Genomic DNA, 12,272 nt, shown 5'->3' with positions numbered 1-12,272 from the left:
TTGACTGGGATGGAACGCTGATGAATTCGGAGGCACGAATTGTGTCGTCGATTCAAACCGCGGCGGAGCGAGTAGGTTTTCCAGTATTGCCGTACGATGTTTCCAAACAAATCATCGGTTTGAGTCTGGAAAAAGCGATTTTATCGCTGTACCCCGACGCGGATGCGGCGGGTATTGAGGCGATGGCCAAGGGGTACACAGATTGTTTTCTGGCGGAATCCGGTGTGCCAATGCAACCGTTTGCGGGTGCAGAGAGTTTGTTGCAGTATTTGCAAGCCACCGAGGTGAAGGTGGCCATTGCCACCGGCAAAAGCCGAAAAGGGCTGGATCAAGTTTTGGACGAGGTGGGCTTTGGGGAGTATTTTCATTTCACGCGCACCCCGGTGGAGTCCGAATCCAAGCCCAGTCCGTTGATGTTGCAGCAGATTCTGGCGGAATTTGAGTTGACGCCGGAGCAGGCGGTGATGGTGGGGGACACAGAATTTGATATGCAGATGGCGCAAGCCATTGAGATGGATCGCATTGCGCTCAGTCATGGGGTGCATGAACTGGCGCGTTTGCAGGCGTTTGACCCGGTCGCCAGTTTCGATGATTTAGTGTCGCTGCAGGCCTGGTTAAAGGCGCGATTGTAGTGCGGTTTGATCGTGGCAACTTTTAGGCAGTTTCCAAATAGGGCAGTGGCACGCCACTTTCTCTGAGTGCGTGGCACAAGGCAATCATCGGTAGGCCGATTAGGGCGTTCGGATCTTTGCTGTCGATGGATTCGAATAAAGTGACGCCCAGTCCTTCGGATTTAAAGCTACCGGCGCAATCATAAGGCGCTTCAAGGGTCAGGTAGTTGTGAATGTCGCTGTCGGATAAGTCTCGAAAGGTGACGAAGGTTTTATCCAGCGTTTGCAGGGCGCGGTGATCGTGAGGGGTTAAAACCACCAGGCCTGTCAAAAAGGTGACCGTGTTCCCGCTGAAGGCTTGGAGTTGTTTCACGGCCTTGTCATACGAATGGGGCTTGCCGACGGGGCGGTTGTTAAAGCTGGCGCTCTGGTCGGACGCGATGATGATCGCCTCTGGAAAGTCGTCTGCAACGGCCTTGGCCTTGGCCAGTGTCAGGCGGTTCACCATGTCGCTGACGCTTTCATTTGGCAGAGGTGTTTCATCCAGGTCGGGGCGGGCTGTCACGAAAGGCAGTTGCAGTTTGGAAAGCTGGGTTTTGCGATAGGGCGAGCTGGAGGCTAAAACGATTTGGGGTAGGGGCATGCTAGGCCTTTGTTTTTTCTGAAAATTGCAAATAGTGGGTGGCGAAAACAGCGGTGATTTATTTTTGACTTTAAAGGGTAATGAGAGTATTATGCGCGCCATGTTAAACAAGCTTCCGGATTTAATCGACCCTGTCCACTCTTCGCAACATCATAAACATTTTGTTGCCAGAGTCAAACAGGCGGCCTTTCCGAGGTTGAAACAGCAGTTGGTTCAAGCGGACAAGGATGTGGATGTAGATGTACGGTTTTTTAGACATCCGCAGCACAAAATGCATGCCTTTGAAATGCGAGTGGAGACGGTTATGGTGCTTGAGTGCCAACGCTCGCTCCAGCCGTTTGAGTTCTCTGTCTCTTCCAAGATTGTTGGCGTTTTTGTTGAATCCATGTCATTGGCGGAGGATTTGCCGTCCGATGTCGAGGTTTACGAGTTATCTGAAGATAAAATCTCCCTGATGACGCTGGTTGAGGATGAGTTGCTGTTGCTGGTGCCTTTGTCACCGATTAATGAGGCCAGTGAGATGCACTCTCTCAATGCATCCAATTCGGATGCGTGGCCGGAAGCCGAAACGTTGCCCGAAACGTTGCATTCCCAAGAAACCCCTTTTGCTGTTTTGAAAGGGTTTAAAAATAAACCGAATTAAATTTCAGGAGAAATACCATGGCTGTTCAGAAAAGTCGTAAAACCCCATCCCGTCGCGGTATGCGTCGTTCGCACGATGCTTTGAGTGCGACGGCCATCACCGTTGATGAAACGTCCGGTGAAATGCACCGTCGTCACCATGTGACCGCCGATGGCTACTACAAAGGCAAAAAAGTCATTCAAGACAAGTGATTTCAAGCTGTAGTCTTTCCCTAAAACCCTGTTGATTCAACGGGGTTTTTCTTTTGAGTGATCGTTATGTCCGTTTCTGACGGGCTTGAGTGTTTAGGAATCGATCTTGAGTATCAATATTGCTATCGACGCGATGGGCGGTGATCACGGTGTCCAGGTCACGGTGCCAGCTTCGCTGGATGCTCTGGCAAAATTTCCGGACGTGTCCATTATTCTTGTAGGCAACCAATCTTTGATTGAAAAAGCCTTATCGTCACATCAGTATGACGCTTCCAGGTTGCGTGTTGAGCACGCCGAGCAGGTGGTTGAAATGGATGACCTGCCATCGAAAGCCTTGCGTAATAAACGCAAGTCGTCCATGCGTATTGCATTGAATCTGGTCAAGGATGATGTGGCTCAGGCGTGTGTCAGTGCCGGGAATACCGGCGCCTTGATGGCCGTTTCTAAATTTGTGCTGAAAACCCTGCCGGGTATTGATCGCCCCGCCATCTGCACCCAAATGCCCACGATGAAAGGGCATGTGCATGTTTTGGATCTCGGTGCCAATGTCGGTGCCGATGGTCAGAGTCTGGCGCAGTTTGGTGTCATGGGGTCCGCTCTGGCGAAAGCGATTGATAATAATGCTCACCCACGTGTGGCGCTTTTGAATATCGGCGAAGAAGAAATCAAAGGCCATCAACGCATTAAAGATGCGAATGCGTTGCTAAAAAACAGTGCTATTAATTACGTCGGCTATGTGGAAGGGGATGAAATCTATCAGGGCGATGTGGACGTGGTGACCTGTGATGGCTTTGACGGCAATGTCGCGCTGAAATCGAGTGAAGGCGTGGCCAAAATGATTGCCTTTTATCTGCGCGAGGCCTTCAATAAAAACCTCCTTACCAAGCTGGCCGGTTTGGTGGCTTATCCGGTTTTGAAGGCTTTTAAGCAAAAAGTGGATCCAAGGCGCTATAATGGAGCCTCCCTATTGGGGTTACGCAAAATTGTGGTGAAAAGTCACGGTGGTGCCGATGCACTGTCCTTCTTTCATGCCATTGCTGAAGCGCGACTAGAGGTGACCAAGAATGTACCCGGCCTGATTGCTTCGGAAGTCAAAACCATTTTGGATAATCGCACGGTTGTCGATGCAACACTTGCGGAAGATGTGACGTTAGCCGACGAAAAATAGTGTGCGACAACAGTTAAAGCAGGTTTTATGAGTCAAAAAATTTACAGTCGAATGATTGGAACGGGCGGCTATCTTCCTGAAAGGGTGATGACCAATGTCGAATTGGAGGAAATGGTCGATACCAGTGACGAGTGGATTCGCGAACGTACCGGGATTGAACAACGCCATATCGTCGCCGACGACCAGACCACCAGTGACTTGGCTGAAAAAGCGGCTCTGGCGGCTATGGAACACGCTGGTATTAATAAAGACGCCATAGACATGATTATTGTCGCGACCACAACGCCGGATAAAATTTTTCCGAGTACCGCCTGCCTTCTTCAGCAGCGTCTGGATATTCACGGTTGTCCCGCGTTTGATCTGCAAGCCGTCTGTACCGGTTTTGTTTACGCGTTAAGTGTGGCGGATCAGTTTATTAAAACCGGTGCGGCCAAGTGTGTGCTGGTGGTGGGGGCCGAAACGCTGTCCCGCATCACCAATTGGCAGGATCGCACCAATTGCATTCTTTGGGGCGACGGTGCCGGTGCGGTGATTTTGGCGGCTTCCTCCGAGCCGGGTATTTTATCCACCCACATTCACGCTGATGGCCAGTATGAGAATTTGCTTCATGTTCCCTCCGGCCCCTCCAAATTACCGAAAACCGATGATATTGCCGAACGCACCATGACCATGAAAGGCAATGAGGTCTTTAAAGTCGCGGTGAATACCTTGAGCCGAATCGCCACCCAAACGTTGGATGCCAACGGGGTTGAAAAAGAACAGTTGGATTGGTTGGTGCCGCATCAGGCCAATTTGCGCATTATCAACGCGACCGGCAAAAAGCTGGGCTTGACTGAACAGCAGGTGGTGGTCACGGTCAATAAACACGCCAATACGTCCAGTGCCTCCATCCCGTTGGCCTTGAATGAAGCCGTCCGAGACGGGCGTATCCAAAAAGGTCAATTGGTGCTGTTGGAAGCATTCGGCGGCGGATTTACCTGGGGTTCGGCGCTGTTGCGTTATTGACCAGGCCTGGTCAATTTCAGATTAATCAGATTGAAGGAAGGTTTCGTTTATGTCTTATGCGTTTGTTTTTCCCGGACAGGGATCGCAATCCGTTGGTATGCTGGCCGATATCGCCGAGCAGCAAGCCGTTGTAAAATCCACCTTTGATGAAGCTTCTGAAGCCTTGGGTTACGACCTTTGGCATGTGGTGCAAAACGGGCCGGAAGAAACATTGAACCAAACCGATGTGACCCAACCGGCGATGTTAACAGCCGGCATTGCCATCTGGCGTGCCATGGCGGAGCAAAAGCCGCTGTCGCCAGCCTATCTGGCCGGCCATTCTTTGGGTGAATACACCGCGTTGGTCGCCGCCGATGTGATGACTTTGGCGCAAGGTGTGGAATTGGTCGCCGAGCGCGGACGCTTGATGCAAGCCGCTGTCCCGGCCGGTGAAGGTGCCATGGCGGCGGTTTTAGGGTTGGAAGATCAGCAAATTGTCGATATTTGTGCTGCCGCCGATGGTGTGGTGGAAGCGGTGAACTTCAATTCACCGGGTCAGGTGGTGATTGCCGGTGCCAAAGCGGCGGTGGAGGCTGTTTTGCCAGTGTTTGAAGAAGCCGGTGCGAAACGCGTCGTGCCGCTGGCGGTCAGCGTACCGTCTCACTGTTCTCTGATGAAGCCGGCTGCGGAGGCCTTGGCTGAAAAATTGAATGGAATGACATTCAACACACCGACCATTCCGGTGTTGCATAATGTTAATGTTGACATCTCAGCGTCGGAAGCCGCCACCAAACAAGCTTTGGTGGAACAATTATACCGTCCGGTGCAGTGGGTAAAGACGGTTGAAAAAATGAAAGCCTTGGGCGTGGAGCGTCTCTATGAGTTGGGCCCGGGTAAGGTGTTGATGGGGTTAAACCGCCGCATTGACCGTAAAATGGGGATGCAAGCAATTTACGATTCGGCTACACTTACCGCATCGTTGGAAACTCTCTAAGGAAGACCTATGTTATCTGGAAAAATAGCCTTTGTCACAGGCGCCAGTCGCGGCATCGGAAAAGCCATTGCATTGGATTTGGCGGCGAATGGCGCAACTGTCATTGGAACGGCCACCTCCGAAAAAGGTGCGCAGGCCATTACCGATTATTTACAGGCCGCCAGTGCGCAAGGGGTGGGTAAATGCCTGAATGTCACTGATGCCGAAATGATTGCCACGGTATTGAGTGACGTGACCCAAGAATTCGGTACCCCCACGATTCTGGTCAACAATGCCGGCATTACACGTGACAACTTGCTGATGCGCATGAAAGACGATGAATGGGATGATATTATCGACACCAATCTCAGTTCGGTTTACCGTATGTCCAAGGCCTGTTTGCGTGGCATGATGAAGGCCAAGCAAGGGGCGATTATTAATATTGCCTCCGTTGTCGGCGTAATGGGGAATGCTGGGCAAACCAACTACGCTGCCGCTAAAGCGGGAATCATGGGGTTCACTAAATCGTTGGCGCGGGAAATCGGTGCTAAGAATGTCACTGTTAATACGGTGGCACCTGGGTTTATCGACACGGATATGACGCGCGCTTTACCGCAAGAACAGCGCGACGCCTTGACGCAGCAGATTCCATTGAAGCGTTTGGGTGAGCCGGAAGACATCGCCAAAACCGTTACTTTTTTGGCGTCGGAAGGCGGTAGTTACATTACGGGTCAGACCCTGAACGTCAATGGTGGTATGTATATGATTTAACACTTCTTCTGGAAGTGTTGTACTGGGTTGTGGGTTCTGCGAAAAGGCCATTTCAATTCGCAATTGACTTGGTTTTTGAAAATTGCTTGAAAAAAATTCAATATAAGGCGAAAATAAGCAGAATTTACGAACCATTTTGACCATTGTCTTGCACCGAAAGCGTTTTAGCACCGCACAGTTTGTCGGGTTTAAGACGATTCGATTTGTCGCAAGGTTTATAAAGATTTTAAAGACTTTTTAATTTAACGAGAAAACCGGAGAAGATTCCATGAGCAGTATTGAAGAACGCGTCAAAAAAATTGTTGTAGAACAATTGGGTGTTGAAGAAGATCAGGTCACGCCTGACGCTTCTTTTATCGATGACTTGGGTGCGGATTCATTGGACACCGTTGAGTTGGTAATGGCGCTGGAAGAAGAATTTGATTGTGAAATTCCGGATGAAGAAGCTGAAAAAATTTCAACCTTGGCGCAAGCCACCGCTTATGTGGAAGCCAATCTAGAGTAATCCCGACAGTTACGAAAACTGAATTGGATTCAGAAAAGCCGTTTTTACGGCTTTTTTTATTTCTGGTCACCCTCACCCGCTTGCTATGGCTCGGGTTCAGACCCTATATCGGAAGGAAAAATCATGAAAATGCGTCGTGTTGTGATCACGGGAATCGGTTGTGTCACCCCGGTCGGAAATACGGTAGAAACCACCTGGAAGGCTTTATTGAAGGGACAAAGCGGTATTGATACCATTAAAGGGTTTGATACGGACGGTTTCAGTGTCACTTTCGGTGGTGAAATTAAGGACTTTGATATTACCGAATACATTACGCCCAAAGAAGCGAAGAAAATGGATCCATTCATCCATTATGGGTTGGCCGCAGGTACGCAAGCTCTGAAAGATTCCGGTTTGGAAGTGATCGAAGAGAATGCCGAGCGCATAGGGGTGTCCATCGGGTCGGGCATTGGCGGCATCGGTGCCATTGAAAAACAGCACTCGGTGTTGCAAGCATCTGGGCCGCGCCGCATTTCACCTTTTTTTGTGCCCAGTGCCATTATCAATATGGTGTCTGGAAACCTGTCGATCCTGCATGGTTTGAAAGGGCCGAATATGGCCATTGGCACCGCCTGTGCCAGCGGCACGCACAGTATCGGTGATGCCTACCGCATGATTCAGTTTGGGGATGCGGATGTCATGGTGGCGGGCGGTGCCGAACAGGCCACTACGCCTTTGGGGTTGGGTGGCTTTGCGGCCGCCAAGGCACTTTCGACTCGAAACGACGACCCACACACGGCGAGCCGCCCCTGGGATAAAGGACGTGATGGCTTTGTGCTCAGTGACGGTGCCGGTGCCGTGGTGTTGGAAGACTACGAACACGCTAAAGCGCGCGGTGCGCACATTTATTGTGAAGTGGTCGGTTTTGGGATGAGTGGGGATGCGTTCCACATGACGAAACCGGCCGAAGGCGGTGAAGGCGGGGCGCGTTGCATTCAGAATGCCTTGCGCAATGCTGAATTGAATGTGGAACAAATTGATTACATCAATGCGCACGGAACCTCCACGCCCGCGGGAGATGTGTGTGAAGCCAGCGCCATTAAATCGGTTTTTGGCACCCACGCCTATCAGTTGGCGGTCAGCTCCACTAAGTCGATGACGGGTCATGCGCTTGGCGCCGCTGGTGCCATGGAAGCGGTGTTTACCGCGCTGATGTTGCAGGAACAGGTGATGCTGCCGACCATGAATTTAACGGACCCCGCAGAAGGGTGCGATTTGGATTTCGTCGTCGGTGAAGCGCGTCAAGCGAAAATGGATTACGCGGTTTCCAATTCGCTGGGCTTTGGCGGCACCAATGCCTCGTTGGTGTTTGCCAAGATCTGATGGAAAGGTTTTTCGACCACCCCGCATTACGGATGGACGGCTTATGAGCGTTTCGCCGAGCGTCAAATGCTTGACTTTTGCGGGTTCGGATATGGATGTGCTGGCACTTCATCGTTTGAATGCACAGCGTTACCCTTTTTTGTTACAAAGTGTGGCGCACGGCCAGTTGGGGCGTTACGATATCTTATTTGCGTTTCCGCAGGAAAAACGGGTTCTGAAGGACGCTGCGGAAGCGGAGGCTTTTCAACAAGGCTTTCACGAAGATTATCACGCCCTTCATACCGAAGCGACCGAGTTGGATTTACCTTTTTCCGGCGGTTGGTTTGGCTATTTCAGTTATGAATATGCTCAGGTAGTGGAACCAAGCTTGGCTTTGCCCGCGTCGGACTTGCCATTGGCGGTGTTGGTGCGCATTCCCGCCGCAGTGATTGTGGATCATCTGCATCACCAGTGGCACCTGGTGGCAGAGGTTGGGTTTGAAGACTGCTTGGCGGATATGCAGCGCGATCTCGAAAAGGCCCAGGCCTGGTCGAATGCCGCCGAAACGTCGCCTAAGCCCCTCAGCGTCGCCGACACTTGGGAAGAGCCGGACTCCAAGTATCTCAACGGCATTCAGGCGATTAAAGACTACATTCTGGCCGGTGATATTTTTCAGGTCAATCTGTCGCGCGAGTGGCGTTTTACCCTGGCGTCCGGTGATTACGTCGAAGTGTATGCCGCCTTGCGCCGTCATAACCCGGCTCCTTTCGCGGCCTGCGCACAGTTTGGTGACTGGCAGTTATTGAGTTCATCGCCGGAGCGTTTGGTTCGAACGCATGGTGACTGGGTGGAGGCGCGTCCGATTGCCGGAACTCGTAAGCGCCTCGCCGATGCCGCTGGCGACCATGCCTTGGTAGAGGAACTGATCTCACACCCCAAGGAGCGCGCCGAGCATATTATGTTGATTGATTTGGTACGCAATGACCTGGGGCGCATTTGCGTGCCCGGTACGGTTGAGGTGAATGAGTTGATGGTGGTGGAAAGCTATGAACACGTTCACCACATCGTCTCCAATGTGCGGGGGCATTTGCAAGCGGGCATGACTCCGCTGGAAGTGCTACACGCCACCTTCCCAGGTGGTACCATTACCGGTTGCCCGAAAGTGCGCTGCATGGAAATTATTGCGGAGCTGGAGCAGGCACCGCGTCAGGCTTACACGGGTTCTTTAGGCTATATTAACCGAGACGGTTCGATGGATTTTAATATCTTGATTCGCAGTTTTTTACAGCGTGACCAGCAATTATCATTGCGCACCGGTGCCGGGATCGTCGCCGACTCGGTTGCGGAACGTGAGTTGCAGGAGGCACGTCATAAGGCGAAAGGCCTGTTAAATGCCTTGTCCGCCGGAGCGGGTAATGACTAAAAAGGGGGCATCCATGCCGACTCAGTCGCACACACAGGCCAGCGCACAAATGGCCGCCCGGCGCTTAAAACCCCAGGCCTGGCGAAACGGCGAACCTTTGGCGGACGCAAATCTGGATCGGGCGTTAATGTATGGCGATGGCTTTTTTACCAGCTTGCTGTTGGTGGAGGGGCGTATCGCCAATTGGGCGGCACACCAAGCTCGATTGCTGCAAAGTCAGCAGCGTTTAGGGTTTCCCGAGCTTAATTGGGTCGCGCTGTTCAGTGATCTCAAGGCACTGGTGGCGTCGCGTCCGCCGCAGGCACTGGAGGTGGTGAAGGTTTTAGTCACACGCGGGCTTGGCGGGCGGGGCTATCAGCCACCGGAAGCCGCCAGACCGGTGGTGTACTTGCAGCGTTTGCCCTTTCCCGATACGCAAGCCACCTCGGCGCTGATGGTCGATTCAAAGCACTGGCCGCTGTTTGAGCTATCCTTGACGGTGTCACCTGTGGAAGCGGCGCGGCAGTCGCAACTGGCGGGGCTGAAGCACCTGAATCGACTGGATAATGTGCTTGCAAGGCAGGCGTTGGCCGACACGGATTTTGACGAAGCCATTATGTTAGACAGTGCAGGCGCGGTCATTGGGGCGACTCAGGCGAATTTGGTGGTGCTGCAAAATGGGCGCTTACTGACACCCGACCTGACACACAGTGGCGTCAAAGGCACCTGCCTGCAGTCGTTGAATACCGCTTTGGCACAAGCGGGGCTGGACACTCAGGTTGAAGAAGCGTCTTTGACGTTGCAGGCCTGTCTGGAAGCGGAGTCGATTTTTTGTTGTAATGGGATTCGCGGTATTATGCCGGTTAAGCAATTTCAAACACGTGACCTCGCCACCGAACCGGTTCAGGCAATTGCCCAGGCCTGGTTTAATTGGCAACAGGGGCAATTAACTGACCCGCAGAGCTTGCAAGTCAGGCAATAGGAATCGGACAAATAGAGGGTGTAAACGGGTTTCACTGATGCGGCTCGTAAAAGGCGTTTGTTATGCAAAAAATTAAACTGTTTACCTACACACTGGTGGCTTGCCTACTGGTGATTTGGCTGTCTGTGGAAGGTTGGGCGTTTCGCCAGTTTTTGACGCAGCCGATTTCATCGCAAACCGAATCACAGGTGGTGTCCATTCCCAAAGGGGCCACGGCGCGACAAGTGGTGCAGCGTCTTTATGACGCGCAACTGGTGCGCCATCCGGAATGGTTGCTGTGGGTGCTGAAATGGCGAGGGCAAGCCGAGCAGGTGAAGGCGGGGGAAATTGAAATTCGCCCGAACTGGACATTGGACGAATTGATTGATGCCTTGATTCAAGGCAAAACCGTGACCTACCCGCTGACGCTGATTGCTGGTGAAACCGTTCAGCAAAGCTTGGCCAATTTACAGCAGGCACCGAAACTGAACAAGGTACTGGATTACGGCGATCTTGCCGCGATTCAGGCCGCGTTGGGTTTGAAACACCCTTTGGAAGGTCAGTTCCTGCCGGAAACCTATTTTTATTCGGCGGGCGAAACCGATCTGTCAGTCTTGCAACGTTCGCACGCCTCTTTGAGAAAGACGCTTGACCAGGCCTGGCAAAATCGTGCCAAAGATCTACCCATTCAAACGCCTTACGAGGCGCTGATTCTGGCGTCGATTGTGGAAAAGGAAACCGGCTACGCGCCCGAGCGGCCGATGATTGCCGGGGTGTTTGTCAACCGCTTGCGCAAAGGTATGCGCCTGCAGTCGGATCCGACCATTATTTACGGTATGGGCGCGGCCTATGACGGCAATATCCGCAAAAAAGACATTCAAACCAAAACCGCTTACAACACCTATCGCATTAATGGGCTGCCGCCGACGCCGATTGCACTGGCCAGTGCCGATGCGATTCGTGCGGTGTTGAACCCAGCGACCACCCAAGCGTTATACTTTGTTTCCAAGGGCAACGGTCAGCATGTGTTTTCCAACACTTTGCAAGAGCACAATCGCGCGGTGCGAAAATACATTTTATCGCGTCAGTAATTCAAGCAGCCCATAGGATTTATTCATGTCTCAAGTCACACAGCCCGGTCAATTCATTACACTCGAAGGAACCGAAGGTGCCGGAAAATCCACCAATTTGATGTTTATTGAGCAGTGGTTGCGCAAGCGAGGCATCGACGTGGTGGTGACGCGAGAGCCGGGCGGCACCGCCATTGGTGAAGCGGTCAGGCACATTTTGCTCGACAAGCAATACGGTGAGATGACGCCCGACACGGAATTGTTATTAATGTTCGCCGCGCGCAATCAACATTTGCAGGAAAAAATTCGACCGGCGTTGGCCGCCGGCAAGTGGGTGATTTCCGACCGTTTTACCGATGCGACCTATGCCTATCAGGGCGGTGCACGCGGTTTGTCGTTCGAGCGGATTGCCGAAATCGAGCAATGGGTTCAGAAGGGGCAGTTTCCCAATCGGACGTTTGTGTTTGATTTACCCATTGAAGAAGGCATGAAGCGGGTGGCGGCACGGGCCGAGCTGTCAGGGCAACACTTTGACCGTTTTGAGCAGGAAAAAATCGATTTCTTTGAAAAAGTCCGCGCGACTTATTTGATGCGGGCCGAACAAGCACCGGAGCGCTATACCGTCTTGGACGCGCAGCAGCCGTTGGAAGCGGTTCAAGCGCAATTGCAAGCCGCTTTGATGAGTATGTTAAGTTAGACTTTCGAAGATAAGTCTTTTCAAAACGCATTTCACCAAGTGCTCTGGGGTGTTAGAATGCAAACTTCCCGTGAACGAAATGAGAATCAATCTACCTATGAACCAGCGTGATACGGCACGAAAAAACGATGGGTGGCTAAAACGGATGGTGACGCGATGATTTTTCCCTGGCAGGAAACCGCTTGGCAAGCTTGGCAGCAGCAAGCCGCCCATTTGGGGCAGGCGTATCTGTTGTCCGGTGCGGCGGGCATGGGTCTTGAAGCGTTTGCGCGTGAAATGGCGCACGGGTTGTTGTGTCAGACCCCGGGTGTC

Annotated in this window: 14 protein-coding genes and 1 pseudogene; 14 read left to right on the top strand and 1 reads right to left on the bottom strand. The window is 52.2% G+C overall.

The genetic code is table 11. The features are described 5' to 3' along the window. A partial coding sequence (locus ACP5D0_RS06595; RefSeq protein WP_472364869.1) for an HAD family hydrolase occupies positions 1-632 on the top strand: 632 nt, incomplete at its 5' end. A 22-nt stretch (positions 633-654) separates the two neighbouring features. Here the strand turns inward: ACP5D0_RS06595 and ACP5D0_RS06590 are convergent. Then, entirely contained in the window at positions 655-1,254 is a 600-nt protein-coding gene (locus tag ACP5D0_RS06590) for a Maf family protein (protein ID WP_472364868.1), read from the bottom strand. Between the two features lie 91 nt (positions 1,255-1,345). Here ACP5D0_RS06590 and ACP5D0_RS06585 point away from each other — a divergent pair, with 91 nt between their 5' ends. The 13 genes and pseudogenes from ACP5D0_RS06585 to ACP5D0_RS06525 all read left to right on the top strand — a co-directional run. Next, positions 1,346-1,897: a YceD family protein gene (locus ACP5D0_RS06585; RefSeq protein WP_472364867.1), complete on the top strand. Its 552-nt coding sequence runs from the start codon at positions 1,346-1,348 to the stop codon at positions 1,895-1,897. A gap of 17 nt (positions 1,898-1,914) precedes the next feature. Further along, the gene (gene rpmF, locus ACP5D0_RS06580) at positions 1,915-2,088 is read left to right on the top strand and encodes a 50S ribosomal protein L32 (protein ID WP_472364866.1); all 174 of its coding nucleotides are present in this window, start codon (positions 1,915-1,917) and stop codon (positions 2,086-2,088) included. Positions 2,089-2,194: 106 nt separating this feature from the next. Then, positions 2,195-3,256, top strand: a complete 1,062-nt coding sequence (plsX, locus tag ACP5D0_RS06575; RefSeq protein ID WP_472364865.1) for a phosphate acyltransferase PlsX — start codon at positions 2,195-2,197, stop codon at positions 3,254-3,256. Between the two features lie 27 nt (positions 3,257-3,283). Continuing rightward, the gene (locus ACP5D0_RS06570) at positions 3,284-4,261 is read left to right on the top strand and encodes a beta-ketoacyl-ACP synthase III (RefSeq protein WP_472364864.1); all 978 of its coding nucleotides are present in this window, start codon (positions 3,284-3,286) and stop codon (positions 4,259-4,261) included. 49 nt (positions 4,262-4,310) lie between these two features. Beyond that, a complete protein-coding gene (gene fabD / locus ACP5D0_RS06565; RefSeq protein WP_472364863.1) occupies positions 4,311-5,234 on the top strand; it encodes an ACP S-malonyltransferase in 924 nt (307 codons plus the stop codon). 9 nt (positions 5,235-5,243) lie between these two features. Continuing rightward, entirely contained in the window at positions 5,244-5,984 is a 741-nt protein-coding gene (gene fabG / locus ACP5D0_RS06560; protein ID WP_472364862.1) for a 3-oxoacyl-ACP reductase FabG, read from the top strand. Positions 5,985-6,252: 268 nt separating this feature from the next. Continuing rightward, complete coding sequence (gene acpP, locus ACP5D0_RS06555; protein ID WP_068647895.1) at positions 6,253-6,489, top strand: acyl carrier protein; 237 nt, start codon at positions 6,253-6,255, stop codon at positions 6,487-6,489. 123 nt (positions 6,490-6,612) lie between these two features. After that, positions 6,613-7,851 carry a beta-ketoacyl-ACP synthase II gene (fabF, locus tag ACP5D0_RS06550; protein ID WP_472364861.1) on the top strand — a complete coding sequence of 413 codons (1,239 nt, stop codon included), beginning with the start codon at positions 6,613-6,615 and terminating at the stop codon, positions 7,849-7,851. A 43-nt stretch (positions 7,852-7,894) separates the two neighbouring features. Beyond that, positions 7,895-9,253: an aminodeoxychorismate synthase component I gene (locus ACP5D0_RS06545; protein ID WP_472364860.1), complete on the top strand. Its 1,359-nt coding sequence runs from the start codon at positions 7,895-7,897 to the stop codon at positions 9,251-9,253. Then, on the top strand, positions 9,246-10,214 hold the full coding sequence (gene pabC / locus ACP5D0_RS06540; protein WP_472364859.1) for an aminodeoxychorismate lyase: 969 nt from the start codon (positions 9,246-9,248) through the stop codon (positions 10,212-10,214). Before ACP5D0_RS06545 ends, pabC begins: the two co-directional genes overlap by 8 nt. A gap of 62 nt (positions 10,215-10,276) precedes the next feature. After that, the gene (mltG, locus tag ACP5D0_RS06535) at positions 10,277-11,284 is read left to right on the top strand and encodes an endolytic transglycosylase MltG (protein WP_472364858.1); all 1,008 of its coding nucleotides are present in this window, start codon (positions 10,277-10,279) and stop codon (positions 11,282-11,284) included. A gap of 25 nt (positions 11,285-11,309) precedes the next feature. Beyond that, positions 11,310-11,960: a dTMP kinase gene (gene tmk, locus ACP5D0_RS06530; protein WP_472364857.1), complete on the top strand. Its 651-nt coding sequence runs from the start codon at positions 11,310-11,312 to the stop codon at positions 11,958-11,960. Positions 11,961-12,092: 132 nt separating this feature from the next. Then, a pseudogene (locus tag ACP5D0_RS06525) lies at positions 12,093-12,272 on the top strand (hypothetical protein); the annotation flags it as partial.

It is taken from the genome of Hydrogenovibrio sp. (genome assembly GCF_049975065.1).
GTDB lineage: Bacteria > Pseudomonadota > Gammaproteobacteria > Thiomicrospirales > Thiomicrospiraceae > Hydrogenovibrio.
The sequence above is the reverse complement of the archived record's forward strand: the minus strand, read 5'-3'. Positions and strand labels throughout refer to the sequence as shown.